This window comes from Martinezella sp. CNPSo 3890 (genome assembly GCF_057784455.1).
Genome location: NZ_JBXSOR010000004.1, coordinates 26703 through 53643, shown reverse-complemented (window position 1 = coordinate 53643; position 26941 = coordinate 26703). Strand labels below are relative to the sequence as shown.

Here is a 26941-nt window from a genome sequence, read left to right as displayed (position 1 = left end):
GAAGTTGAACTCGATCGTCTCGTCAAGCGCTTTTTTGTGCAATTTCGGCAATGCACAATGTTTGTGCGCAATGCAGAAAGGCGACCCGCAAAACGAGTCGCCTTCTTGAGATGACGGATCAACGATGTCCGCCCTCGCGGTTCTGGGACTTGAGCTTCAGCGACCGACGGCGCGTGCCGAAATGGCTATCTCAGGCGTGAAGTCGAAATCCTTGTCGAAGGGATAGGTCGGCTTGGCCTTGCGCAGGCGCGGCAGGCGTTCGACGAACTGGTCGACGACACCGGGGGAGAGAGCCATCAGGTTCGGATTGGCGATCGGCGCCAGTTCCGGCGAGAGGTAGCCGGATTTGACGACGATGATCTTCGCTTTGTGCGGATCAAGGCCGAGGCGGGTGAAATCGGCGATATTATGGTAGGGGCGGCGCTTGGCCGACAGGACGAGATCGATGCCGCCGATGGAGACGACGGCCTGTCTGTCGCTGGCTTCCATAGTGTCCAGCAGGTACTTGATCGTAAAGTTACCCTTGACCGGCTTGCTGCCTTTAGTGTCGAGCGATGCGCCTACGGAGAGATCGAGGGTGGCGCCGATGCCAGCGGCATAGCATGCTTCCGTGGCAGCCTTGTCGGCGATGCCGGCGAAGATGACGCCTTCTGCACCCTTGGCAATTAATTCAGCCAGTACATCGGCGCGGTCGCCGACACCGCCGCCCGTCGGGTTATCGCCGGATTCCGCCAGAACCACGGGCGCGGTCGGGCTGGCGATTGCCTTCGCGACGCATTCCTCGATCGAGCCGGTCTCCGAGCCGAAAACGAAATCCTTGCGAACGTCCCAATAGGCCTGCGCCAGTCGTTTCGCCTCGCGTTCGAGTATGCTGCGATCCGTGCCGGTCATGATGGCAGCAGCCGTTGCGCGCGGCTCGTCGGCCCAGACATAGCCGACCATGAGCGAGGCATCCCAGACGCCCTCGATGGCGTCGATGCCGGGCAACATGTCGTAGAGGCTCTTGGCCGGCTCATCGACCGTACTGGTACGTTCGCCCGGCAGCACTACGGGGATCGGCGCCCAGAGCAGGATCGGCTTCACGCCGGTCTTCAGGCTCTCCGTCAGCATCTTGACGGCACGGCGCATGGTCTCCTCGACATCAATATGCGGCGCGGTGCGATAGGTGGAGTACATGTCGAGCGCATCGATGATGCGCTGGGTGACATTGCCGTGCAGGTCGTAGCTTGCCGAGACCATGCAATCCTCGCCCACGACGGCGCGAGCGGCGCTGATCCAGTCACCCTCGGCGTCTTCCATGCCTTCGACATACATGGCGCCATGCATGGCGAGATAGAGTCCATCCAGCGGCAGCAGGGCCTTCAGCCCTTCCAGAAACTCCGCCTTGAAGGCTTCATATGTATGGCGAGCGACCGGGCCGCCGGCGATGGCTCTGGCGTGGATGGTCGGCAGGAATTCGCCGTCATAATCTCTAAGGAAGGCGAAGTAGGGCGAGGCAGTCAGCGCCGCGCCGCACAGGATGCGAAAATCTTTCTCTTCGTTCAGGACCGGGTTGTAGGTGCTGCATTCGATATGAATGCCTCCAACGGCAATGCGCATGAGAACCTCGTTAGGGATTGGGGCCAATCAGGAAATTATGGGCGGCAATGCTGGCAGCGCCCCGCGCCCAGACATCGCCATCGACACGCTGCGTGCGGATCGGCGTCTGGCCGGCATAGCGCGGCAATACGTTCGCCTCGACCGCCTGCCGCATGACGGTGCCGAAGAGACGATCAAACCGGCCTTCGACATGGGTAATCAGGATCAGGCCGGGATCGTTGAACTGGATGAGATGCGCAATCGCAAGCCCAAGTGCGCTGCCGGCGCGGTGCAAGATGCGGATTGCGGTGGCATTGCCGAGTGATGCCTCCGTCTCCAAGTCGTCGAGGGATTGGCAGGCAAGACCTTCCGCCTTTGCCATTTCCTTGATCGCCTTCAGCGACGCCACGGTATCGAGACAGCCGCGCTTGCCGCAGCGGCAGGGCGAACCATTGAGCTCGATCGTGCAATGAGCGATTTCGCCGGCGCCGCCATGATTGCCGCGGTAGAGTTTGCCGCCGACGAAATGGGCGCACCCGATGCCGTCGTCGAAGGAAACGACGCTGAAATTCTGCACATCACGGGCGCCGCCGAACAGCTTTTCGCTGACGGCGACCGCCTTGGCGTCGTTTTCGATAAAGGTGGCGATACCGGTTTTCTGCCTGACGATACCCGCAAGCGGTACATCCTGCCAGCCGAGTAACGTGGATTTGACGCAGCTCGCCTGCTTTTCATCGACGAAACCGGAGAGCGCGATACCAAGGCCTGAAAGCTTTCGTCCGGCATCTTTACATTCGGAAAGCAATTTCGGCAGCGTGTCGGCGATCATCGCGGCGATGACATCAGGATCGCGCGACAGTGGCATCGTCTGACGCGCGACGATATTGCCGTTGAAATCGCAGAGAACCAGCGGCGCCGGGTCTTCGAGAAGCGAGATGCCGCCGAAGAAGGCGCCTTCCGGATGCAGGTCCAGCAGGATCGAGGGGCGGCCCTGTCCGTAGATCGTTTCCGTTTCCCGCAAGACGCCGAGGGAAATCAGATCGCGCGCAATCCCGCTCATCGCAGCCTTGCTCAGCCCCATGGAGGCTGCCAGAACTGTGCGGCTGGAAGGGCCTGATTGGCTGATGACCCGTAAGAGCTGCTGCTGGGAGGACGTTAGCAATTCGACGTTCCGCCTGGATTTTTGCTTGTTTTGCCGAGAATAAGTTCAGAAAATAAACAAAGCAATCATATTTGGTTTCATTGCAGCCCTAATGATGCCGCGCTGCAATGTATCGGAAGAACGCACCGATTGCTCGACCTGCTTTGTGAAGGCGGCTGTCCAGGCGCCGTCTTGGGGCGATCTCGCAAAACATGTTCGCGTTTAAATGGTTGACATCGACCCGTATCAATATGCAAAGCTTACCATAACGATTCAGCCGGCGCTCGCCCGCAATCGTCTCGTCCCTAGACTTTGATCCCATAAGCTTAGCGCTCGACCATGGCCGTTATGGCGGCATGTGCATGTTTCGATCCCGGGTGCAGCAGTCAGAAAGGAATGCCATGTCCAGCACGGTCGGTCGCTCGAGACGCCCGTTGGTCATCGTCTCGATCATGCTTGCGACCTTCATGGTCGCCATTGAAGCGACCATCGTCGCGACCGCCATGCCGCGCATCGTGGGCCAGCTCGGCGGCTTCACCTATTACAGCTGGGTCTTTTCCGCCTTTCTGCTGGCGCAATCCACCACCACCGTCATCTATGGCAAGCTTTCCGATATTTTCGGCCGCAAGCCGATGCTGATCGGTGGCATCATCATCTTTCTCATAGGCTCAACGCTCGCCGGTTTCGCCTGGTCGATGGCGTCCCTTATCGTCTTCAGGCTGCTGCAGGGCCTCGGCGCGGGTGCCATTCAGCCTGTGACCATGACCGTCGTCGGCGATCTCTATAAGCTGGAGGAGCGCGCCAAGGTGCAGGGCGCGCTCGCCAGCGTCTGGGCGATCTCCGCCGTCATCGGCCCGCTTGCCGGCGGCATCATCGTCGACAATCTCTCCTGGGCCTGGATTTTCTGGATCAACCTGCCGCTTGGCGTGCTCGCCATCGCCGGGTTCATCCTCTTCCTGCACGAGTCGGTTACGCCGCGCGAGGCGAAGATCGATTATCTCGGCACGATCCTGTTTTCGATATCGATCGTGTCGCTTCTCGTCATCCTGACCGAAACCGATGCGGGCTTCGCCGTTCTCTGTCCCCTGGCGATCGTCTTTATCGTTACCGGCATCCTGTTCCTGTGGCAGGAGCGGCGAGCGCCGGAGCCGATCATTTCGATCGCTCTCTGGAGCCAGCGGCTGATTGCAACCAGCAATGCTGCGACGCTGCTTGCCGGTATGGCGTTGATCGGCCTGACGACCGTTCTGCCGATCTATGTTCAGGGTGTCCTTGGTCGTTCGCCGCTAGAGGCAGGCTTTACGCTGACGATGCTGATTGTCGGCTGGCCGCTGGCCGTGATGCTGGCGAGCCGGTTCTTCCGCACCTTCGGCATCCGCAACACCTTGCGCGCCGGCAGTCTCATGTTTCCCTTCGGCTCGCTTTTCCTGCTGTTCCTAACGCCGGAGAGCAGCCCGGTCATCGCCGGTATCGGCTCGTTCCTGATGGGCTTCGGCATGGGTCTCATCAGCCTGACGAGCGTCGTGCTGGTGCAGGAAAGCGTGGAGTGGTCGATGCGCGGCAGCGCCACTGCCTCGATCATCTTCTCGCGCAGCCTCGGCAATACGCTTGGCGCAACCGCGCTCGGCGCGATCATGAATGTCGGCATCGCTCATTATGGCAGCGGCGAGCTCGCAACCAGGCTGCACGATATCCTCAATCAGCCCAGCGGCCTTTCCGATCTTGTCACCGATCCCGCGATCAGAAGCGTCTTCGATGCGGCCCTGCACTGGAGCTTCTGGGGGGTCGTCATCGTCGCTCTGACGACCTGCGTGACCATCTGGCTGATCCCGGTCACCCGAGACGCCGGCCGTGGGTCGTCAGTACCCAAGGCGGATGCACAGGAAGCCATGACTCATTAGCGCGAGGTCCGGGCGGTCGGGCAGGGCTTGATCTGTCAGAAGCCGTAGTCGCGCGCGAGCCAGGCTTCCAGTAGGTTTCGCGATGCCTTGATTGCGGCGTCCGTATCCTGTGCGACGATGGCGTCGAGGATCGCCTTGTGGAGGGGCAGGGCGCGCTTTTGCCCTTCGGCGATGTCCTCATGGCCGGAAAGCGTGCGATTGGCGTAGATCCCGACGGCGATCAGATCGATCAGCTGCGAATAGATCATGTTGTGTGTGGCGGCGAAGATCGCCGTATGAAAGCGCAGATCGGCATCGGCATTGCTGTTGACGTCGCCGATGGTGGACGCCATCTCCTCGTAGGCGGAGCTGATCGCGGCAATATCGCTCTCGGTGCGGCGCAGTGCTGCGCGCGCCGTCGCCTCCGGCTCGAGTGCCAATCGCAGGTCCTTGATCGATCGCATGATTTCGACCGACGGGCCGGTCTCATAGTACCAGACCATGACATCCGTATCGAGATGATGCCAGTTGGAGCGTTCCTTGACGCGCGTGCCGACGCGGGTCTTGATCTCGACCAGTCCCTTGCCGGCCAGGCACTTCATCGCTTCGCGGATGACCGTGCGGCTGATGCCGAATTGTTCGACCAAATCGGGCTCGTTTGGCAGTGTTGCGCCGACTGGATAGTCTCCGCCGACGATACGGCGGCCGAGCTCGTGGACGAAATAGCCGAAGACGCCGCGCCGGGGGATCGTGCCGTATTTTCGCACAAAGGCATCGAAGGGCGACTGTGTTACGATCAGTTTCGACTCCGGGGTAGCCCTGGAGGTTATTGCGTCCTGGCCATGTTTCATTATGCGGGACTCTCGTTCCTTATTGATGCGCCGTTCGCGAGAACAATCATCAGCCTACGTCGATTTGCGAGGCTTCTTGCTGGTATCTCGGCCAGTTTGGGGCTGTTCCATATTGATGTTGTATCGATCCCATTGTTCTTCCCGCGGCATTTTCCAGTGAAAACCCTAGCATGTCTTGCGTATGCATGCCTACTGGCACCGGGTTGATCGATCTGTTCACCAATTTGAACATGCTAATGCGTTTCGCCCCGGGCCTCTATTGGGATCGGCAGCGGTGATCAAATTGCGCACCATCCGCTAAGCGAAACGTGATCGCTTAATCGATTGATGGGACGATTTCGACTATCGTAAACGTTACCGAACCGGTTAAATGCAGGCGGGATGCGAGGCGGATTCGGAGTTGCTGATCCATGAATGACATGTCCACGCCTGGGCAAAGGGAGGATGCGCAGGAAGCGGGCTCGCGCTCGCTGTTGATTGCATTGCTCGTGGCCGGTGCCTTCTTCATGGAAAATCTCGACGGTACGGTCATCGCGACCGCATTGCCGCAGATGGCCGTTTCCTTCGGTGCTCGCCCGGTCGACCTCAATATCGGTATGAGTGCCTATCTTCTGACCCTCGGCGTCTTCATTCCGATCAGCGGCTGGATCAGCGATCGCTTCGGTGCGCGTCTGGTCTTCACAACCGCCGTCGTTATTTTCACGCTCGCCTCCGTTCTCTGCGGCTTTGCCAATGGGGTCGGCTCCTTCGTTGCCATGCGCATTCTGCAAGGCATCGGCGGGGCGATGATGGTGCCGGTGGGCCGGCTTGTCGTCTTGAACAATACGCCGAAGGACAAGCTGATCTCGGCCATTGCGACGATCACCTGGCCGGCGCTGGTGGCGCCGATCCTCGGGCCGCCGCTCGGCGGTTTCATCACCGACCATGCTAGCTGGCGCTGGATCTTCTTCCTTAACCTGCCGCTCGGCATTCTGGCCTTCATCTTCGCGCTCATGCTCATTCCGGAGACGAAAAGCACGGCGCGCCCGCCTTTCGACTGGATCGGCTTCGTCGTCAGCGGCATCGGACTTGCCGGCCTCATGTATGGGCTGGAACTGATCGGACGCCCCAATCCCGTCTGGCTGGAAGCCTGGATCTATGTGATCGTCGGCTTTGTCCTGCTGGCCATCGCCGTTTTTCATTTTCTGCGCACGGAGCATCCGCTCATCGATCTCTCGGGGCTGAAGCTGCCGACGTTCGCCATCACCATCTCAGGCGGATCGCTATTCCGCACCGCCATCGGCGCGGTGCCCTTCCTGCTGCCGCTGATGTTCCAGGTCGGCTTCGGGCTCAGCGCCTTTCACGCCGGCATGCTGACGCTCGCCGTCTTTGCCGGCAATCTGGCGATGAAACCGGCAACGACGCCCATTCTGCGCCGCTTCGGCTTCAAGCCGGTGCTGATCGTCAATGGTCTTCTGAATGCCGTCTTCATCGCTGCCTGTGCGCTGTTTTCGCCCGATACGCCACTCTGGTTCATCGTGCCGGTACTGTTCATTGGCGGCATGTGCCGGTCGATGCATTTTACCGCACTCAACACGATCGCTTTTGCAGATATCCCACCGGGGCAGATGACGGGTGCCAACACGCTGTTCAGCACCGTCTTTCAGCTGACGATGGGCATGGGCATCGCCGTTGGCGCGATCGGCATTCGCATCGGTCAGGCGATCAGCGCACCGCTCGGAATGGGGAGCATCGTCGCCATCGAGTTCCGTCTCGCCTTCGTGCTGCTCGGCATCATCGCGCTTCTGGCCGTGCTGGATTGTTTGCCGCTTGACCGCAAGGCAGGCGAAAACGTCTCGCGCAAGCCAAGGAAGGGTGTGTCGAAAGCGGCGTAGTGACGTCTTTTTCCGAAGCGGTTAGTACGAGAGTTGGATGAGATTATAATGCAGCAATATCGCTGGAATCGCCATCAGGATGATCAGAATTATTGCGACGCTTGCCGCGCGCATCATCCGCCTCCGGCGGGCGCGCTGACCGGTCCAATCATATACTGTCATAATGAGCCCCTCCTTCTCATTAGTGATTAGAAAGACAAGAAATGGAACGCCAGTCAATATCGGCAATAGCGAGCTAAATAATAAGCGTTATCTAATATTTTGAGGGCGAAACATACTTCGATGGCTGAAGAGAGCCGTCGAACTTCATCTGCAAGAGCCTAAAGATCGTTTTATGATGCCGGCTCACACGATATAACGGAAAAGGATTTCGTCCCTGTGTCAGCGGGACGCCGGCTGCTTTGGAAAAGAGGAAAAGGCAATGAGCAAGATGCGTGCCCTGGTTTTGGAGCGTCAGCATGAACTGGCGATCCGCGATATCGATCTGCCCCAGGAGGTCGGGCCGGGCCAGGTGAAGATCAAGATCCATACGGTCGGTGTCTGCGGGTCGGATGTGCACTATTACACGCACGGAAAAATCGGCCCCTTTATCGTCAACGAACCAATGGTGCTCGGGCACGAAGCGGCCGGAACGGTAGTGGAAGTCGGCGCAGGTGTGACGCATCTGAAGGTCGGTGACCGGGTCTGCATGGAGCCCGGCATTCCCGATGCCAATTCCAAAGCGAGCCGTCTCGGCATGTACAATGTCGATCCTGCGGTCACCTTCTGGGCGACGCCACCGATTCATGGCGTGCTGACGCCATTCGTCGTGCATCCGGCCAACTACACCTTCAAGCTGCCTGATAATGTCAGCTTTGCGGAAGGGGCGATGGTCGAGCCTTTCGCCGTCGGTATGCAGGCGGCCACCAAGGCGCGCATCACGCCCGGTGACACCGCTGTCGTGCTTGGTGCCGGCCCGATCGGCATCATGGTTGCGGTTGCAGCGCTTGCCGGTGGCTGCGCCCGGGCGATCGTTGCCGATCTCGCCCAGCCGAAACTCGATATCGCCGCGCAGTATCAAGGCGTCATTCCGGTCAATATTCGCGAGAAGAACCTCGTCGAGGAAGTCGATCGCCTGACCGATGGCTGGGGTGCGGATGTCGTCTTCGAATGCTCGGGCTCGCCGAAGGCCTGGGAGACGGTCATGGCGCTGCCGCGTCCCGGCGGCGTCATCGTGGCCGTCGGCCTGCCGGTCAATCCGGTCGGCTTCGATGTTTCCACGGCGTCGACCAAGGAGATCCGCATCGAAACGGTCTTCCGCTATGCGCATCAGTACGAGCGCTCCATCGCGCTGATTGCTTCCGGCCGCGTCGATCTCAAGCCCTTGATCTCCGAGACATTCGACTTCGAGGACTCGATCAAGGCTTTCGATCGCGCCGTCGAAGCCCGTCCGACCGACGTCAAATTGCAGATCGTCCTCGACCAATAGTCGCTCGCTGTCCCATCGCCTTGCCTCAAGTCTTCTTCTGGCTTCACGCACCGGCAAGGCGATGTTTTCCCTTAGGTTTCATATCTCCCGTAGACGGCCTGGCAAAAGCGATGCTAGGTAGCCTTTCACAGAGGGAAACAGGCTTTGACGCCGTGAAACGGGAAGGATCGCCGTGCCGCACGACGTTGCATTGATCGCATTGATTGCCGCCGGCTTTGTATTCGCGGCCATTTTCGGCTATCTGGCCGACAGGCTGCATTTGCCGCCGCTGGTCGGCTATCTGGTGGCCGGCGTCATCATAGGCTCGTCCACGCCGGGTTTTGTCGCCGATGTTTCGCTGGCATCGCAGTTGGCCGAGATCGGCGTCATCCTGCTGATGTTCGGCGTCGGTCTGCATTTTTCTGCTGCGGATTTGTTGGCGGTGCGCGGCGTCGCCATTCCCGGCGCCATCGGTCAGATTGCAATCGCGACGTTGCTCGGGGTGGGGTTGACCTCACTATGGGGCTGGAGCGTCGGCGCCGGGGTTGTCTTCGGCCTTAGCCTTGCCGTTGCCAGTACGGTCGTGCTCCTGAAAGCGCTGGAAGAGCGCAATCTCGTGAGTTCGACGAATGGCCGCGTCGCCGTCGGCTGGCTGATCGTCGAAGATCTGGCCATGGTGCTTGCGCTCGTGCTCTTGCCGGCCTTTGCCGGTGTTCTGGGCGGTCATGCGGATGCCGGCGGCCATGCCGCTTCCGGTTCGATCTGGCTGACAATCGCCATGACGCTGCTCAAGGTCGCAGCCTTCGCGGCTGTCGCGATCTTCATTGGCCCGCGTGTGGTGCCATGGCTCCTGACTTCGGTTGCGCGCACGGGTTCGCGTGAACTGTTCACGCTGTCGGTTCTGGCGATCGCGCTCGGCATCGCCTTCGGCGCGGCCGAAATCTTCGGTGTGTCCTTTGCGCTCGGCGCCTTCTTTGCCGGCCTTGTGATGAGTGAATCGCATCTCAGCCATAGGGCGGCGGCCGACTCCCTGCCATTGCAGAATGCCTTTTCGGTTCTCTTCTTCGTGTCCGTCGGGATGCTTTTCGATCCGACCGTCCTGATCCGCGAACCGCTGATGATTATCGGCGTGCTTGCCCTGATCATGCTCGGCAAGGCATTGATCGCCTTCTGTGTCGTGCTACTGCTGCGCTATCCCGCCAGCATCGGCTTTGCGGTTGCAGCCGGCCTTGCGCAGATCGGTGAATTCTCCTTCATTCTCGCGGGGCTCGGCGTCTCGCTTGGATTGCTGACGCGGGAAGGGCAGGATCTCATTCTCGCCGGTGCAATCCTGTCGATCACCCTTAATCCACTGGCTTTCTACGCCACGGAAAAGCTGGAAAACTGGGCCTTTGCGCGCTGGCCGTTCCTGGCGAACAAATATGGCATGGCCAAGCAGGAGGCTCTTCGCCGCCAGCTGGCCGTTATCAACAAGCAGCGCGAGGAGCGGGATCGCCAGCATCATCTCGAGATCGAGCAGCTCATCGAAACTTTCCCGATGTTTGCCGAACTTGATGATAACGAGCATGAGGAACTTCTGCTGCTCTTCCGCCCGAGATCGGCGTCGCCCGGCGACCGGGTGATCAGAACCGGCGATCGCGGTGACAGCATGTTCTTCATCGCTTCCGGTGCGGTCGAGGTGCAGCTGGAGAATGACGAGATCCGGCTCGGCGCCGGCGCCTTCTTCGGTGAAATGGCGCTCCTGACGGGGGCACGCCGTACGGCCGATGTCGTTGCCGTCGATTTCTGTCAGCTCTTCGTGCTGGATCGCCGAGACTTCAATCTATTCATGTCGCGCCATCCGCAGCTGCGTGCCGCCGTCAGCCGCATGGCGCGGGAGCGGCAGGAGAGCAATGTGTCACGCCAGCGGCGCGATCTTTCCCAGGATGCCAGCTGATATCAGGCTGATATTTTATCGGCGTTTCAGCCAGCTTTTCGAAACGCGGCAGGCCATCGTGTAGGCAGGGTCGAAGACATTGCCGACATCATAGCGCACGACCTGACCGAGCAGGTGGCTGGCTGCGGTCTTGTCGAGACCGTAATCGGAGCCGAGCCAGCGCAGCATCTCGCTGGTGGCATGCTGCAGGGCTTGATCGAGCGGCCGGGCATTGCCGATGGTGAAAATATCCTCCGCCGTCTCGCCGCGCGGCCAGATGATCGTCTTTTTCTTTTCGACGCTGAGGCGCACCGTCACCTCGAAAGTGGTCTCGATCCCAGTGCCGACGATCTCGCCGTCTCCTTGCACTGCATGGCAATCGCCCAGGAAAAAGAGAGCGCCAGGCGCAGAGACCGGAAACCAGACGGTCGTGCCAGGCCCCAGCAGGCGATAATCCATGTTGCCGCCGAATTCGCCGCTGGTGGCGGTCGATATGGCCTGACCGAGAGACGGCGCAACTCCGAAGCAGCCGATCATCGGAGCCAGCGGCAGGGTAAGGGTTTCGAGACCCGTCACCGGTTCGGCCAATCGCGCCGTGAGATTCTGGCGGTCGATCTGCCAGATAACCCTCTCGCGTGCCGGTAGTGCCCGGACATCCTGCGGATCGACGACGTTGGCGGCGACCACGCTGCCGGTGAAACCCGTATCGCGCGTCGGCACCATTGCGACGATCTCAACCTTGAGAGAATCTCCCGGCTCAGCACCCTCGACGAAGATCGGCCCGTTCATCGGATTGGGGCCGGATATCTGGCGGACATCATGCTTGTCGTAGCCGGCGGCATCGAGCGTTTCGGTAACAACCGTATCGCCATCGGCAACATGCAAGGCCGGCGGCAGAGAGCCGATGACATTGTAATAAAGGGTAGGGGCGAAACGGTGTATTGCCATTTTGCTTAAGCCTCACGTGGAATCCGGTCGCGTCAGCCTATGACGACTCCGAACCTCTGGGAAAGAGCGCAGCGACCACTTTTATGCAGAAAGGCCACTTCGTTTGGTATGCGGTTAAATGCCTGCCACCGCAGACAGGCCTCAAGCAAAATGATCGCGAAATGCCTGCGGCGTCGTCCCGAATTTCCGCATGAAATTGCGTCGCATGGTTTCTTCCGAACTGAAGCCGCAGCGCATGCGTGCCTGATGCACGCTGAGGCCTTCCTCCAGAAGGCGGCGGGCTGCCTCGATGCGGATTTCCTCCACGGCGCGTGCAGGCGTCCGCCCGGTCGCCTTCAAATAATGGCGCGAGAAGCTGCGTGCGCTCATATTGGCCTGCTCGGCAAGCGTCGGCAGGGAAAGATCGGCGCGCAGATTGTCCATGATCCAGCCATGCAGACGGTCGAAGCGTTCGCCGCCCTCCTGAAGTCTCAGCGCTGCGCTGAACTGCGCCTGGCCGCCGGGACGCTTGAGGAAGACGACGAGTTCGCGAGCCACGGAAAGCGCCAGCGGGCGGCCGAGATCGGCTTCAACCAAAGCAAGCGAGAGATCGATGCCGGCAGTCACGCCGGCGGAACTCCAGATCTGCCCGTCCTGAACGAAGATCGGATCGGGCTCAAGCTTCACTTGCGGAAAGCGCTTGGCGAATTCCTCGCAACGATTCCAATGGGTCGCTGCCCGCCGCCCGTTCAGAAGACCGGCTTCCGCAAGCAGAAAGGCGCCGCTGCAGACCGAGGCTATCCGTCGGGCATTCGCAGCTCGCCGGCGCACCCATTCGATCAGGTCGAGGTTCTCGCAGGCTTCATTGACGCCCCAGCCGCCGGCGATGATCAAGGTGTCGAGCGGTGTATCGATATTGCCGAGTGGGGCGGTCATGAGCACGAGACCCGAGCTCGTTTGCGTCTGCGGGTTTTCCGCGACCACGATGGCCTCGTAGGGTTTCGGCCGATCGCGCTCATGCGCCGCCTCGTTGGCGCTGGTGAAAACCTGCAGCGGACCGGTAATGTCAAGCAGCTGGGCATTGTCGAACGCAAGAATTTCGATGCGGCGCATGATTGGCAAGAAATGACGGTGGTTTGGCAAATATGCCAGATCGTTGTCGCATAGGTTTGGAAAAGTCAATCATCGGAGATATGTCATGACCATTCGCTTCGGCCTGCTTGCCTTTCCCGGCGTCCAGCAACTCGATCTGACCGCACCTTATGAGGTATTCGCCTCGATGGATGATGCGGAGGTGCATCTGGTGTGGAAGGACACGTCACCGATCGTATCGGCAACGAAGCTGGTGTTGCAGCCGACGACGGCGTTTGCCGAATGCCCGCCGCTCGATGTGATCTGCGTGCCCGGCGGTGTCGGCGTGAATGCACTGCTCGAGGACAAGGCCGTCCTGAGCTTCGTCCGGGAACAGGCGACCCGAGCGCACTTCGTAACATCGGTGTGCACCGGTTCTCTCGTCCTTGGAGCGGCCGGCTTGCTTAAGGGCAAGAAGGCCACGACCCATTGGAATGCGTTTGATTTCCTCGAGAGTTTCGGAGCTGTTGTCACGCCGGGGCGCGTGGTGCGGGATGGCAATCTCTTCACCGCGGGCGGCGTGACTGCTGGCATCGATTTCGGATTGACGATTGCTGCCGCTTTGCGCGGTCGAGAGGAAGCCGAGGCGATCCAATTGTCGCTGGAATACGCGCCAGAGCCGCCATTTCATTCCGGATTGCCCGAGAAGGCCAGCGCTGGGGTGTTGGCGAGAACCAGGCAACGCCTTGCCGGCTCGAGAATGGCGCGGCAGGAGATCGTCGCTCGCCTCACGGCGGCCAGACATGAGCCTGAATGAACATCGGCTTGTCCACCGGTACTGTCACCTCAATGAAACGGAGCATCGATAGGGAAGCGATCAACGGTTGATCGTGTCGAGGCAATGATGGGCAGCGGGTGAATGGAAATTCTAGTCTCACGTCGCCCATCATACTTGACACAAATAGCTTTTCTGCGACCGTGGCATCACAATAGCGTCCACGGCCTTACGGGGAAAAGGCTTATTTGATGAACGAGTTCCGATCGTTGCGCTGCATTTTCCGTTTCGTCATGGCAGTGACCGTTCTGATATGTGCAGGCCTGGGGTCGATATCGCACGCTGCAGCCGCCGAGACATCCGAGATCGCTCCGCAGACAAAGGCTTCGAGCGAGCAGATCGAGAAGCTGATCGGCACCTTGCGTGACAGCGGCGCGGTGTCCGGAGCCGACCTGTTGCAACGCCGCTCCGATTTCGAAAAGCTCATGGCATCGACGCCAGGCCCGGCGCGTGTCCAGATACGGCGTGTCGACGCGAACGGGGTGGATGGCGATCTGATCTGGCCGGCACGATTGCATCATCCGATCGGGCGGCGTGCCATCCTTTATTTGCATGGCGGCGGCTTCTATAGCGGCTCCCTTCGGACGCACGCCAACATAGCGGGTTCGCTCGCCAAGGCCGCCTCGGCTGATGTGCTGTTGATCGATTATCGCCTCGCGCCCGAAAATCGCTTTCCCGCGCAGAAGGACGATGCCATTGCGGCCTATCGCTGGCTTCTGACATCGGGATACAAGGCCGGCAACGTTGTTATCGTCGGCGAGTCGGTTGGCGCGACTCTGGCCATCGAGGTCGTTTTGAACCAGCTTAGGCTGAGCGGTCCGCTTCCCGCTGCCGTGGTCGCGATGAGCCCGATTACCGATTTCGTTGCAACGGGCGCTTCCCTGGCCGCCAACGCCGCCAGCGATCCCTTCATGAACAAGGCCGAGTTGATCCTTATCCACGATGCGTTCGCGCGTGATCGCCCTCTCGCCGATCCCGATATATCACCGCTCTATGGCAATGTCTCCGGGTTCCCTCCGCTGCTGATCCAGGTCGGCGCTCGCGAAGTGCTACTTGATGACGCCTCGCGGTTCGCAGACAAAGTGCGCCAGGCGGGTGGCAATGTGAGCCTGGAAGTCTGGCCGGGGATGATCCATCAATGGCAGATTTTCCCGTTCTGGCTCGATGATGCGAGGAAGTCGAACGAGCGCGTTGCGCAGTTCGCGATTGCGCATTTCGTCGATAAGCCAGTGCAATAGCTCGCACACCTGGTCGAGCTCAATCTGATTGCGAAAATGTCTGCTCTTCTGCGGTGCCTCATCAAGCGCGCTCGGTCGAACGGCTTGTGGTGCCTAATTATTTATCGCAATAAATAATCGTGAATAAAATTTTTATATGGACAGGGCAGGCGAAAGCCATTATGCATGTCCATGTCGCGATAATAAATCGCACGATAAATTTAAGTGGAGATTGAAATGAGCCAGTCTATCCCTCAAGCTACTCGTCGGGGCGTTATGACAGCCGGGCTGGGCCTTGCCGCTGCTGCAGCTGCCAGCCCCTTCGCTCAACCTGCACAAGCCTCTACAAAGCAATCAACTTCGAAAGGTAAGGACACAATGAGCAGCAGCACGATCACCACCAAAGACGGCACCCAGATCTTCTACAAGGATTGGGGAACGGGCCAGCCGATCGTCTTCCATCACGGATGGCCTTTGAGCTCCGACGATTGGGACGCCCAGATGCTATTCTTCCTTCATCAGGGCTACCGCGTCATCGCCCACGACCGCCGCGGCCATGGCCGCTCCAGCCAGACGGCGACCGGAAATGAAATGGATACCTACGCCGCCGATGTGGCGGCTCTTGCCGAGCATCTCGATCTCAAGGGCGCCATCCATGTCGGCCATTCGACAGGCGGCGGCGAAGTTGCGCGCTATGTCGCCCAGTATGGCGGCCATGGCCGCGTCTCGAAGGCCGTGCTGATCGGCGCCGTACCGCCGATCATGGTCAAGTCCGACAAGAACCCCGGCGGACTGCCGCTGGAAGTATTTGATGGCTTCCGTGCAGCGCTTGCAGCCAACCGCGCTCAGTTCTTCCGCGATATTCCGGCAGGGCCGTTCTACGGTTTCAATCGTCCGGGCGCAGCTGTTTCGCAGGGTGTTATCGATAATTGGTGGCGCCAGGGCATGATGGGCGGCACCAAGGCCCATTACGATTGCATCAAGGCCTTTTCGGAAACAGACTTCACCGAAGACTTGAAGAAGATCGAAGTCCCGACCCTCGTCATGCATGGCGACGACGATCAGATTGTGCCGATCGCGGATTCGGCGCTTCTCTCCTCGAAGCTGCTAAAGAATGGCACGCTCAAGGTCTATAAGGGCTTCCCGCACGGTATGGCCACCACGCATGCGGACGTGATTAACGCCGACCTGCTCGCCTTCTTCAAGGCCTAAGCATTAAAATGGTCATGCGCCCGCCAAAAAGGCGGGCGCTTCACAGCCTGCCGGGTGCTGGTTACCACCCTCACCATTTCAGCTGTCGAGTTTCAACGAGAGCTGAACGGCGCGGGGCAAGGGCGGTAGCGGCCGGCTGATTTCAACGCGGCGCGTCCATGTGGCGCGCCGTTCCTGTTCGCGCTCCCGAAGGGCCTTCGAGACAGCGACAAAGGTCATTGCACGTTCGATGACTTGTTCTGCCTTGGTCATGGAAATCTCCATTTGTTCACTTTATGTTCTCATATGGAGTTCTGAAAGTCAAGCAAGGCAGCGTTCGGGCCGCGGCCGCCGAGGCACAGCGGCTTTCCAATGGAAAACGCCAACCAGCGACTCTAATTTCCTTGTAATTTATGGGTAATTTTCGGCCAAACTCGTCAATCAGAAAATGTGGTCTTGCCTTTGCCCTATCATTGATAAAGAAGCAGCGGGCTTTCGTTTCGAGCATCATTGACGGTGCAGATTGATCTCGCTGGTTACGACCGATTTGCCGGAGCTCAGATCCTTGTCGATGGTCCGGAGCGTCAGCTGGCCGTCGCCCTGCCTGCGAATGGTCATACTGGCATCGCGATCGCCATTGACGAGACGTGCCCAGCGCACCGCCAGATTGATGACATCGCCCTGCCTGCTGCCCGACAGCTGCGATGTCGCACCGGAAGGACCGGTGTAGGTACCTGAGTATCTGTTTCCGCGCGCTGTGAGCTGGGCCGAGATCGCGCGACTGATGATGAGAAGGCCGCGGCAGTTTCCCCTCATCGAAATCGAGGAACCCGGTGCGCTGATGGTGAATCTGCAGGAGACATTGATCGGCGCGTCGCCGATCTTCCGAAGCACCTTGCCGGTTCCCGTCCAGCTGCCGTTCAGCGGCTTCAAAAATCCGATTTCATCGGCGGTGACAGGTGTCGCCAGGCAAACAGCGGCAAGGAGGGTAAGAAGGCACGCCTGATAACGCATGATATCAATCCCTTCGTCAGACTAACTAGGAACGTCGCAGGCTATGCTCGGTTCCCAGGCAGTCAGAGCCAGTTGATGCGCTTCAGAATATAGAGAGTGATGATGGAGGTGACGGCGACCAATACGACGATGATGATGAAGGCCCAGGTATCGTTGACGCCTGGAATGCCGCCGACATTCATACCGAATAGGCCGGCAACGACGCTCGGCGGCAGCAGCAACGCGGCAAGCGCTGCAAGCCTGTTGGAGTTGCGGGCGATGCGCTCGCTGATGACGGTCGAAAGGTCATCGTGCAGGATGCCTGTCCGGTCGCGGATTGCATCCAGATACTCGATGCAGCGCATCAGCTTGTCGATGACCTCACGCATGCGAAGCTTGTCGCGTTCGGCAAGCCAGGGAGCGTCGTCATGTTCGATGCGATTGAGGGCATCGCGTTGCGGCGAAAGATAGCGTCTTAGCTGCACGGCGCGTCTGCGAAGCAGCTTCAGGCGCTCGCGGACTTCGGCGGCCTCGCCATGGAAGATCAGCTCATCCAGCTCGTCAACTTCCTCATCCATCTGATCAAGAACGGGCTCCAGGTCCCTCACGAGCTTGTCGCTGACGAGGGCAAGCAGTTCGCCGGTACGCTTCGGCCCCTTGCCCTTTTCGAGCGCCTGGCGAATGTCGCGAAGGGCGGTGATGTAGTGGCCGCTGTCGCGAAGCGTCACGACGCGGTTCTCGTCCACCCAGGCATGCAGGGGAACGAGATCCAGATCCTCGACCGCCACGTCCGCCTCGTCGGGCGGTGCAGCGCAGACGCCGCGAAGAATGATCAGCAGGCCGTCATCAACCGGCTCGACACGGGGACGTGATTCATCCTCCAGCAACGCGTCGGCGACGAGCGGATCGAAACCGCCATTTCGTGTTATCCAAGCGGCCGCCGCATCATGGTCACGCTCGAGATGAACCCAGAGAATTCCGTCTGCCGGCTTCCAACTCTGCAGGCCGGCGGCACCGATCTCGCGACAGCTGCCATTGCCGTCGAGAAGGACGGCGAAGCGTATGCCCGGCTCGGCGCCGTAGCTGAGTTGAACCTTCCGGCCCTCGATCTCCATCCGCTCCCATCCTCCCCGGAGTGTAAAAGGAAAGCGAAATCATGCAGCTATTTTCAATAGTTCTAGCACCGAGAACGTTAAGGTGAAACTGCAGTTTAACGCGAATGATCGGCTATGATGCCAGACCGTTCATTCTGCCGCCGCGGCAAGACAGCTATCGATGATCGTACGGATCTCGGCACGGCAGGAGCCGCAATTGGTTCCAGCATTAAGCTTCTTGCCGACGGCTTCGACACTGTGACAGCCGCCGCGAATAGCGGCGACGATCTGGTTGACGCCGACGCTGAAGCAGGAACACACCGTCGCACCGGCATCAATCGTATCGGCTCCCGGCCTGCCTGCGATCAGCGCAAACCGCTTGTTGAGATTGCCGTGCGATGCCGAAAGCTGGGCGATCGCCCAGTTTCGGGCGACCGCGACGGGCTGGCGGGCGACAAAGAGAGCCGCAAGCAGCCGCTCGCCATCGAAGAAGGCAAGGCGCAGGTCTCCGGAGGCCCGATCGGCATAGCCGAGCGGCTCGAGGTCAACTGGTATATCGAATGTCGCGCGGCACCAGCCGACCCAGTCGTCCGGTACCAGATCGAACGCAAGTTCCGTCCGCCATCCACCATCGGTCCTGGCAAGCGCCCAATAGGCACTCTCGAGGTCGCGCGGCTTTGCTGTGGAGACCGTGAAGCAATAATGCGAGGCCTGGAAGCGGCGTGCGCAGACTGCGACATTCTTCGACGCGGGCTGACCGGAAATCGGATCTGTAAGGGGAACGACCACGGCGTCGATGCGGGCTTTGGCGGCGAAGCTATCGTTCCAGTGGATCGGTACGAAGAGGCTGCCGCGCGCCTGCCGCTCTGTCACCAAGGCGCGGACGATCACCTTGCCATGTGGGCTCTCGATCTCGACCAGGCCCGCTTCGGCGACACCGATCTCGATCGCGTCGCGCGGATGGATCTCGACGAAGGGCTCGGCGATGTGGCCCGATAGGCGGGCGCTTTTGCCGGTGCGCGTCATCGTATGCCAGTGATCGCGAACGCGTCCGGTATTGAGCGTCAGGGGGAAGCGACTGTCGGTTCGATCGGTAGCCGGCGGTTCTATGGCGACGAAGCGCGCCTTGCGATCGGAATGATAAAATCCGCCATCTGCGAAGAAGCGTGTGATCCGTGGTGCCGCCCCGGCTGGCTGTGGCCATTGGAACGGCGTGAGCGCGTCGTATTCTTCTGTGGCGATCGCTTGATAAGCGCCGATGTCGAAGTCCCGGCTTCCCTCGTTTTCGAAGCCGGAAAGGCCTGCGTGCTCGGCGAATATCTCGGCATTCGTGCGAAAGGAGAAGGCTTGCGAAAATCCCATGCGGCGGCCGACTTCGGCCATTTGCCACCAGTCGGGCATGGCTTCGCCGGGCGCTGCGAGAAACTGGCGCTGCCTCGAAATCCGCCGTTCGGAATTGGTGACGCTGCCGTCCTTTTCGCCCCAGCCGAGCGAGGGTAGCAGCACATGTGCGTGTCGCGTCGTATCCGTCTCGCGCAGGATGTCGGAGACGACGACGAAGGGACAGGCTCTGATGGCCGCCTCGACGGCATCGGCGTCCGGCATGGAGACGACGGGGTTGGTCGCCATGATCCACAATGCCTTGATGCGGCCGTCGGCGACGGCGCGAAACATGTCGACCGCCTTCAATCCCGACTTTCTGGCAATCCGCGGTGACTGCCAGAAGCGCTGCACGCGGTCGCGATCCAAAGCGCTCTCGATCGCCATGTGAGCGGCAAGCATGTTGGCGAGGCCGCCGACCTCGCGGCCGCCCATGGCATTCGGCTGGCCGGTCAGTGAGAAGGGGCCCATGCCGGGCCGGCCGATGCGGCCGGTCGCGAGATGGCAATTGATGATGGCGTTGACCTTATCGGTGCCGGATGAGGATTGGTTGACACCCTGGCTGTAGCAGGTAACGACCTTCTCGGTCAGCGCAAACAGCCGGTAGAATTCGCGAAGCTGCATGGCGGGCAGGCCGGTCAGCTCAAGCACGCGGTTGAACGACAGGGCGCCTGCGGCTGCGAAGGCCTCGGCAAAGCCGCCGGTATGCTCTGCAATATAATTCTGATCGATGGTGTTGCTTGTGATCAGATGCTCGAACAGGCCCAGGAAAAGGGCAACGTCGCCATCCGGCCGGATCGCCAGATGCAGATCGGCAATATCGCAGGTCATGGTCCGGCGCGGATCGATGACGACGATCTTCATCGTCGGCCGTGCCGCCTTTGCCGCCGCCAGCCGCTGGTAGATGACCGGATGGCACCAGGCGAGATTGGAGCCGATGAGGATGACGAGGTCGGCAAGCTCGATATCCTCGTAGGTGCCGGGCACCGTATCCGAACCGAAGGCGCGGCGATGACCGGCGACCGAGGATGACATGCAGAGCCGCGAATTCGTGTCGATATTGCCCGAGCCGATGAAGCCTTTCATCAGCTTGTTGGCGACGTAATAATCCTCCGTCAGCAGCTGGCCGGAGACGTAGAAGGCAACGGAATCAGGGCCATGCTCGGCAATCGTCTCACTGAGGCGTCTCGCGACCAGGTCAAGCGCATCGTCCCAGCTTGCCCTCTGGCCGGCAATTTCCGGATGGAGCAGGCGGCCGTCGAGATCGATCGTTTCGGCAAGGGCGGAGCCCTTCGAGCACAGGCGTCCGAAGTTGGCAGGGTGGCCAGGGTCGCCTTTGACGGAAACTTTGCCGGCGTCATCGACCCTGGCGATGACGCCGCATCCGACGCCGCAATAGGGGCAGGTGGTTTTGGTTTCAATGGACATGGATTGCGTCCATGAATGTTAGAGCGTGGGAGAACACCCCCCTCTGTCCCTGCGGGACATCTCCCCCACAAGGGAGGAGATCACCTGGCGCCGCTTTCGCCGATCTTTCCATTTTGGCTCGATAAAGGTGACGTCTCGCTCCGGCCAATCTCCCCCCTTGTGGGGGAGATGTCAGCGAAGCTGACAGAGGGGGGTGATTTTTCCCGCGCACCGTCATCCTCACTCCGCCGCCATCATCAGGCTTTCGAGCGCGATGAAGAGCGCCCCGTCCTCGTTTCGGACTGGAATAGTCCGCACTTCGCCCTGATCGGCGCCAAGCGCCTTGCCGGTTTCGAGCGAGATCACCCAGTTGTGCAGCGGACAGGTCACGGCTTTACCGTGAACGATGCCCTGGGAGAGCGGCCCGCCTTTGTGCGGGCAGTGATCCTCGATGGCGAAGACCTCGTTTTCTGCCGTGCGGAACACAGCGATCTTGCCCTGCGGGGTTTTCACGCAGCGTGCGCCCCGAGGCGGGATGTCGGAGATGTCGCCGATTTCGATCCAGTTCATATTCATCTCCTCACTCGGCGGCCTGCGGGAAGCCGACCGTCGCCATCGGCTTGAACTCATGTTTGTCCTTGCCGGAGACGCGCTCCGACCAGGGATCGACCTGGGCGAATTTCTGGCTGAAAACAAAGCGCTCGTAATAAGCCTTGCGCTTTTCGGCATCACCCATGATCTGGCGGCGGATCTCGTCGAGGCCGATGCGCTTGGCCCATTTGTAGATGCGCTCGAGATAGCGGGCCTGCTCGCGATACATCTGCGTCAACGCCACGATATGTTCGAGCGCCTCGTCCTCCGTCTTGACGAGGCCGAGCACTTCCGTGCCCTTGATGTCGAGGCCGGCGGCACCGGCGAAATGGATTTCGAAGCCGGAATCGACGCAGATGACGCCGACATCCTTGCAGGTCGCCTCGGCGCAATTGCGCGGACAGCCGGAGACGGCCATCTTCACCTTCGCCGGCGTCCATGAGCCCCACATGAATTTCTCGATGCGGATGCCAAGACCGGTGGAATCCTGCGTGCCGAAGCGGCACCAGTCGGAGCCGACGCAGGTCTTCACCGTGCGCAGCCCCTTGGCATAGGCCTGCCCCGAGATGAAGCCAGCCTTGCCGAGATCGGCCCAGACGGCGGGCAGATCCTCCTTCTGCACGCCGAGAAGGTCGATACGCTGGCCGCCGGTCACCTTCACCATCGGGATTTCGAACTTGTCGACAACATCGGCAATGGCGCGCAACTCGTTCGAGTTGGTGACGCCGCCCCACATGCGCGGCACCACGGAATAGGTGCCGTCCTTCTGGATGTTGGCATGCACGCGCTCATTGATGAAGCGCGACTGGTAGTCATCGGCATATTCGTCCGGCCAGTCGCAGACGAGGTAGTAGTTCAGGGCCGGGCGGCACTTGGCGCAGCCGCAGGAGGTCTTCCATTCAAGCTCCTGCATAACGGCAGGAATGGTCTTCAATCCCTTGGCTTTTATCAGCCTTCTGACATCGTCATGGCCGAGCTCGGTACAGGTGCACATTGGCTGCACGGCAGCGGGGTTGTAGCTGTCGCCGAGCGTGATCGACATTAATTGTTCGACAAGGCCCGTGCAGGATCCGCAGGAGGCCGAAGCCTTCGTGTGGGCGCGCACGTCGTCGAGCGATGTCAGGCCCTTGGCCGTGATCGTCGAGGTGATCTTGCCCTTGCAGACGCCGTTGCAGCCGCAGATTTCCGCATCATCCGGCAAGGCTGCAACGGCCGCCATAGGGTCCAGCGGCGACCCTCCCTGATAGGCCTGACCGAAGATCAGGGTATCGCGCATCTCAGAGATATCCACCGCCTTCTTCTTCAGGTCGTTGAACCAGGCGCCGTCGGCGGTCTCGCCGTAGAGCACGGTGCCGATGATCCTGTTGTCCTTCAGCACGAGGCGCTTGTAGACGCCGGCCGCCGCGTCGCGCAGGACGATCTCTTCGCGATCGTCGCCATCGGCGAAGTCACCGAGCGAAAACAAATCGATGCCCGTGACCTTGAGCTTCGTCGGCGTGTCCGAGTGTACGAAGGCGGCGCTCGTATCGCCGGCCAGATGCGAGGCGGCGACACGCGCCATCTCGTAGAGGGGGGCGACGAGGCCATAGACCATGCCACCGACTTCGGCGCATTCGCCGAGCGCCATGATCGAGCCATCCGAGGTCTGCATGCCGTCATCGACGACGATTCCGCGGTTGACGGCGATGCCCGCTTCCTTGGCAAGGCCGACATTGGGACGGATCCCGACGGCCATGACGACGAGCGTGGCCGGGATCACCCGTCCATCGTCCAGTTCGATCCCCTCGACCTTGCCATCACCGATGATCGCCTTGGTATTGGCCTTGGTGATGACCTTGATGCCGCGCTCCTCGACAGCCTTTTGCAGGAGATAGCCGGCGGCGGGATCGAGCTGACGTTCCATCAGAGTCGGCTGCACATGAAGAACGGTGACATCCATACCACGCAGGCTAAGCCCGGCGGCGGCTTCGAGACCAAGCAGACCGCCGCCGATGACAACGGCTTTTTCGCGTGACTGAGCCGCAAGCAGCATGGCCTGCACGTCGTCCAGATCACGATAGGTGATGACCCCGCGCAATTCCTTGCCCGGAACCGGAATGATGAAGGGGACGGAGCCTGTCGCGATGACAAGCTTGTCGTAGCTCTCCGTCACGCCGTGATCGGAGGTGACCGTCTTTGCCGCCCGGTCAATGGCGACGATCTTGTGTCCTTTGTAGAGCGTGATGCCGTGCTTGATGTACCAGCCGTCGCCATGGATGATGATCTGCTCGAAGTCCTTTTCGCCTGACAGCACCGGCGACAGCATGATGCGGTCGTAATTGACGCGCGGTTCGGCGTTGAAGATCGTGACCTGATAGAGGCCGGGCGCCTTTTCCAGCAGATGTTCCAGCATGCGCCCTGGCGCCATGCCATTGCCGATGATGACGAGTTTCTGGGTCATGGTATCACTCCGCGGCTTCGACGAAGCGGTGGCGTTCGTAGAGGAACTTCAGCACGGCCTCGCGGCATTTGAGGTAGGTTCTGTCGGACGCAAGCTCGATGCGGTTGCGCGGCCGCGAAATCGGTACTTCAAGGACATCGCCGATATGAGCGGCCGGGCCATTGGTCATCATGACGATGCGGTCGGAGAGCAGCACGGCTTCATCGACATCATGGGTGATCATCACCATCGTGCTGCCGAGGCGGGCGTGGATTTCCATGACGGCATCCTGAAGATGGGCGCGGGTGAGCGCATCCAGCGCGCCGAAGGGCTCGTCAAGCAGCAGGATCTTTGGCTCCATGGCGAGTGCGCGGGCAATGCCGACACGCTGCTTCATGCCGCCTGATATTTCCGAGGGACGCTTATCCTTGGCATGGGCCATCTGCACGAGATCGAGGTTGCGCATGACCCAGTCATGACGCTCCGCCTTGCTCTTCGTGCCGCGAAATATCTTCGAGACTGCGAGATTGACGTTCTCGTAGACGCTGAGCCAGGGCAGCAGGCTATGGTTCTGAAAGACTACTGCGCGATCTGGACCTGGCGCGTTGACTTCCCGGTTCTCAAGCAGCACCGCTCCGGCGGAGACCGGCGTCAGGCCGGCAATGAGGTTCAAAAGGGTCGACTTGCCGCAGCCGGAATGGCCGATGATCGACACGAACTCACCCTTGTCGATGACGAGTTCGATGCCCTTCAGGACTTCGGCACGTTGGCCGCCGCGATCGAAATATTTGTCGATATGATCGAGCTTCAGATAGGCGCTCATTGGGTTCTCCTCAATTGCTCGTCATGCCGCGGGTCACGACGGCACCGAGGCCTGCGACCAGGCGGTCGAGGACGAAGCCGGTGACGCCGATATAGGCGAGTGCGACGATGATGTCGGGCAGACGCGAGGAGTTCCACGCGTCCCAGATGAAGAAGCCGATGCCAACACCGCCGGTCAGCATCTCGGCGGCAACGATTGCAAGCCAGGAAAGCCCGGCGCCGATGCGAAGGCCCGTGAAGATGTAGGGAGCGGCCGCCGGCACCATGATGCGGAAGAAGAATTCGATCTGGTTTAGCCGCAGCACCTTGGCGACGTTGCGATAATCCTGTGGAATGTTGCGAACGCCGACTGCCGTGTTGATGATAACAGGCCAGATCGAGGTGATGAAGATCACGAAAATCGCCGACGGGTTGGAGTTCTGGAAGGCCGCGAGCGACAGCGGCAGCCATGCCAGCGGCGGCACGGTGCGCAGGACCTGAAAGATTGGGTCGAGGCCGCGCATCGCCCAGACCGATTGCCCGATCACCGCGCCGATGAGCACGCCGGCGACGGCCGCAAGGCCGAAGCCATAGGCGACGCGCTGCAGCGAGACGAGCACGCGCCAGGCAAGCCCGATATCCTGTGACCCATGGTAGAAGAAGGGATAGACGATGAGATCGTAGCTCTCCTGCCAGACCTGCGACGGCGGCGGCAAGCTGGCGCCCGGCTGCTCACAGAGCAGCTGCCAGATAACGAGCAGAAGCACCAGGACTACCAGCGGCGGCAGGGCGTTACGCAAGACCGAGACAGCGATACGACCTGGATTGATGCGCCGAGCCGGGCGGGCCGCCAATGTCACGACATCGCTCTTTGCGGGAGCAGGCGCTTGCGCAACGGCAGCTTGCTGTTTGCGGGCGGTTACGGACATTGAACGAATCCTTTTTGGAAGAGAGTGCCGAGCATCATGACGCCACCTTGATCGAGAGGCTTTCGAGGTAGGCAGTGGGATTTTCGGGATCGAAAACCTTGCCGTCGAAGAAGGTTTCCTTGCCGCGCGAAGTCGATGCGGGAATGTCCGACGCGGCAACGCCGAGATCCTTGGCGGCATCGCGCCAGATGTCTTGGCGGTTCACCTGGCCGACCAGCGTCTTGATATCGGTATCGGGAGCGAACTTGCCCCAGCGAATGTTCTCGGCGATGAACCAGGCGTCGTGGCTCTGATAGGGATAGGAAACGCCTCCCCTCCAGAACTTCATGTAAAGATCGGTGCCCTTGGCGATCCGGCCGTTGCCGTAGTTGATGTCGCCCTTGAGGCGGCCGAGCACGTCCTTGGGCGGCACGTTGAACCATTGCCGCTTGCCGAGAATGGCCGCCATCTCCTCCTTGTTGTCCATGCTGTCGCACCATTGCTGGGCTTCCATGACCGCCATCAGCAGGGCCTTGGCCGCATTCGGATTCTTTTCGATCCAGTCTGCGCGCATGCCGAGCGCTTTTTCCGGGTGGCCCTTCCAGATTTCGCCGGTCGTACAGGCGGTAAAGCCGATGCCTTGATTGACGAGCTGCTCGTTCCAGGGCTCGCCAACACAGAAGACGTCCATGTTGCCGACTTTCATGTTCGCCACCATCTGCGGCGGCGGTACGACGATGGTCGAGACGTCCTTGTCGGGATGGATGCCGCCGGCGGCCAGCCAATAGCGGATCCAAAGATCATGCGTGCCGCCGGGGAAGGTCATGGCCGCCTTGATCTCCTTGCCCGCGGCTCTTTTCGCGTCGAAGGCGGCTTTCAGCTTGGATGCGTCAAGCTGCACACCGGTTTCCGCATATTCCTTTGCAACCGAAATGCCCTGGCTGTCGTAATTGAGACGGGCGAGGATCGCCATCGGCACGGGTTGGTTGTTCTGCGTCACCTTGCCCGTGTGCATGAGGTAGGGGAGCGGCGAGAGGATGTGGGCGCCGTCGATGCCGTTTGCCGCCCCGCCGAGCACGAGATTGTCGCGTGTTGCGCCCCAGGAGGCCTGTTTGGCCACATCGACGTTGGAAAGGCCATGCTTTTCGAACAGGCCTTTTTCCTTGGCAATAACCAGCGGTGCGGCATCCGTCAGCGCGATATAACCAAGCTTCACATCCGACACTTCAGGTCCGGCGGTTGCTGCAAAGGCGCCGGAGGGGAAAGCGGTCCTGACGGCGCCGATCAGGGCTGCCGTGGCGGATGTCTTCAAAAGGTTTCGGCGCGTAATACCACCGGAGAGGATCTTCTTCACTTGCAGTTTCCCCTTGTTTTGCTCGTGACGCGTGGATTTTGGACATAAAAAAACGCCGCTCGGTCGA

General features: G+C 60.3%; 21 protein-coding genes. 7 read left to right on the top strand and 14 right to left on the bottom strand.

From position 1 onward, the window contains the following. Positions 1-156 precede the first annotated feature (156 nt). Both AC13RC_RS13020 and AC13RC_RS13015 read right to left on the bottom strand, forming a co-directional pair. Entirely contained in the window at positions 157-1599 is a 1443-nt protein-coding gene (locus AC13RC_RS13020; RefSeq protein WP_183809048.1) for a M81 family metallopeptidase, read from the bottom strand. A 10-nt stretch (positions 1600-1609) separates the two neighbouring features. Beyond that, positions 1610-2740 carry an ROK family protein gene (locus AC13RC_RS13015; RefSeq protein WP_488557362.1) on the bottom strand — a complete coding sequence of 377 codons (1131 nt, stop codon included), beginning with the start codon at positions 2738-2740 and terminating at the stop codon, positions 1610-1612. A 380-nt stretch (positions 2741-3120) separates the two neighbouring features. On the opposite strand from AC13RC_RS13015, the gene AC13RC_RS13010 reads away from it, so the two are divergent. Further along, positions 3121-4620 (top strand): MDR family MFS transporter, encoded by a 1500-nt coding sequence (locus AC13RC_RS13010; protein WP_488557361.1) that lies wholly within the window; start codon positions 3121-3123, stop codon positions 4618-4620. Positions 4621-4655: 35 nt separating this feature from the next. On the opposite strand, the gene AC13RC_RS13005 is transcribed toward AC13RC_RS13010, so the two are convergent. Continuing rightward, entirely contained in the window at positions 4656-5450 is a 795-nt protein-coding gene (locus AC13RC_RS13005; RefSeq protein ID WP_113333149.1) for a FadR/GntR family transcriptional regulator, read from the bottom strand. A 410-nt stretch (positions 5451-5860) separates the two neighbouring features. On the opposite strand from AC13RC_RS13005, the gene AC13RC_RS13000 reads away from it, so the two are divergent. The 3 genes from AC13RC_RS13000 to AC13RC_RS12990 all read left to right on the top strand — a co-directional run bounded on the left by AC13RC_RS13000 (position 5861) and on the right by AC13RC_RS12990 (position 10707). Then, positions 5861-7324: a DHA2 family efflux MFS transporter permease subunit gene (locus AC13RC_RS13000; RefSeq protein ID WP_488557360.1), complete on the top strand. Its 1464-nt coding sequence runs from the start codon at positions 5861-5863 to the stop codon at positions 7322-7324. Positions 7325-7745: 421 nt separating this feature from the next. Then, the gene (locus tag AC13RC_RS12995) at positions 7746-8792 is read left to right on the top strand and encodes an NAD(P)-dependent alcohol dehydrogenase (protein WP_113389403.1); all 1047 of its coding nucleotides are present in this window, start codon (positions 7746-7748) and stop codon (positions 8790-8792) included. A gap of 172 nt (positions 8793-8964) precedes the next feature. Continuing rightward, positions 8965-10707: a cation:proton antiporter domain-containing protein gene (locus AC13RC_RS12990; RefSeq protein WP_113389404.1), complete on the top strand. Its 1743-nt coding sequence runs from the start codon at positions 8965-8967 to the stop codon at positions 10705-10707. Between the two features lie 15 nt (positions 10708-10722). Here AC13RC_RS12990 and AC13RC_RS12985 read toward each other — a convergent pair whose 3' ends face one another. Together AC13RC_RS12985 and AC13RC_RS12980 are read right to left on the bottom strand one after the other, a co-directional pair. Next, positions 10723-11634: an acetamidase/formamidase family protein gene (locus AC13RC_RS12985; RefSeq protein ID WP_488557359.1), complete on the bottom strand. Its 912-nt coding sequence runs from the start codon at positions 11632-11634 to the stop codon at positions 10723-10725. Between the two features lie 141 nt (positions 11635-11775). Beyond that, positions 11776-12726: a GlxA family transcriptional regulator gene (locus AC13RC_RS12980; RefSeq protein ID WP_488557358.1), complete on the bottom strand. Its 951-nt coding sequence runs from the start codon at positions 12724-12726 to the stop codon at positions 11776-11778. An 85-nt stretch (positions 12727-12811) separates the two neighbouring features. On the opposite strand from AC13RC_RS12980, the gene AC13RC_RS12975 reads away from it, so the two are divergent. The 3 genes from AC13RC_RS12975 to AC13RC_RS12965 all read left to right on the top strand — a co-directional run bounded on the left by AC13RC_RS12975 (position 12812) and on the right by AC13RC_RS12965 (position 15948). Then, the gene (locus tag AC13RC_RS12975; protein WP_488557357.1) at positions 12812-13501 is read left to right on the top strand and encodes a DJ-1/PfpI family protein; all 690 of its coding nucleotides are present in this window, start codon (positions 12812-12814) and stop codon (positions 13499-13501) included. Positions 13502-13752: 251 nt separating this feature from the next. After that, entirely contained in the window at positions 13753-14757 is a 1005-nt protein-coding gene (locus AC13RC_RS12970; RefSeq protein WP_488557553.1) for an alpha/beta hydrolase, read from the top strand. A gap of 357 nt (positions 14758-15114) precedes the next feature. Beyond that, entirely contained in the window at positions 15115-15948 is an 834-nt protein-coding gene (locus AC13RC_RS12965; RefSeq protein WP_113333156.1) for an alpha/beta fold hydrolase, read from the top strand. Between the two features lie 78 nt (positions 15949-16026). Here the strand turns inward: AC13RC_RS12965 and AC13RC_RS12960 are convergent, their stop codons facing one another. From AC13RC_RS12960 to AC13RC_RS12920, 9 genes are all read right to left on the bottom strand, one after another. Next, positions 16027-16200 carry a hypothetical protein gene (locus AC13RC_RS12960; RefSeq protein WP_015342656.1) on the bottom strand — a complete coding sequence of 58 codons (174 nt, stop codon included), beginning with the start codon at positions 16198-16200 and terminating at the stop codon, positions 16027-16029. 234 nt (positions 16201-16434) lie between these two features. Further along, positions 16435-16941, bottom strand: a complete 507-nt coding sequence (locus AC13RC_RS12955) for a hypothetical protein (protein WP_183809055.1) — start codon at positions 16939-16941, stop codon at positions 16435-16437. A 62-nt stretch (positions 16942-17003) separates the two neighbouring features. Beyond that, positions 17004-18035 carry a CorA family divalent cation transporter gene (locus AC13RC_RS12950; protein WP_183809056.1) on the bottom strand — a complete coding sequence of 344 codons (1032 nt, stop codon included), beginning with the start codon at positions 18033-18035 and terminating at the stop codon, positions 17004-17006. A gap of 129 nt (positions 18036-18164) precedes the next feature. After that, complete coding sequence (locus AC13RC_RS12945) at positions 18165-20822, bottom strand: nitrate reductase (RefSeq protein ID WP_488557356.1); 2658 nt, start codon at positions 20820-20822, stop codon at positions 18165-18167. A 219-nt stretch (positions 20823-21041) separates the two neighbouring features. After that, the gene (gene nirD / locus AC13RC_RS12940; protein ID WP_069614617.1) at positions 21042-21377 is read right to left on the bottom strand and encodes a nitrite reductase small subunit NirD; all 336 of its coding nucleotides are present in this window, start codon (positions 21375-21377) and stop codon (positions 21042-21044) included. A 4-nt stretch (positions 21378-21381) separates the two neighbouring features. Next, positions 21382-23832, bottom strand: coding sequence for a nitrite reductase large subunit NirB (gene nirB / locus AC13RC_RS12935; RefSeq protein ID WP_488557355.1), 2451 nt, complete (start codon positions 23830-23832; stop codon positions 21382-21384). A 4-nt stretch (positions 23833-23836) separates the two neighbouring features. After that, entirely contained in the window at positions 23837-24634 is a 798-nt protein-coding gene (locus AC13RC_RS12930) for an ABC transporter ATP-binding protein (RefSeq protein WP_488557354.1), read from the bottom strand. Positions 24635-24644: 10 nt separating this feature from the next. After that, the gene (ntrB, locus tag AC13RC_RS12925) at positions 24645-25541 is read right to left on the bottom strand and encodes a nitrate ABC transporter permease (RefSeq protein WP_488557353.1); all 897 of its coding nucleotides are present in this window, start codon (positions 25539-25541) and stop codon (positions 24645-24647) included. Between the two features lie 34 nt (positions 25542-25575). Next, positions 25576-26874 carry a CmpA/NrtA family ABC transporter substrate-binding protein gene (locus AC13RC_RS12920; protein ID WP_488557352.1) on the bottom strand — a complete coding sequence of 433 codons (1299 nt, stop codon included), beginning with the start codon at positions 26872-26874 and terminating at the stop codon, positions 25576-25578. Between the last annotated feature and the right edge of the window lie 67 nt (positions 26875-26941).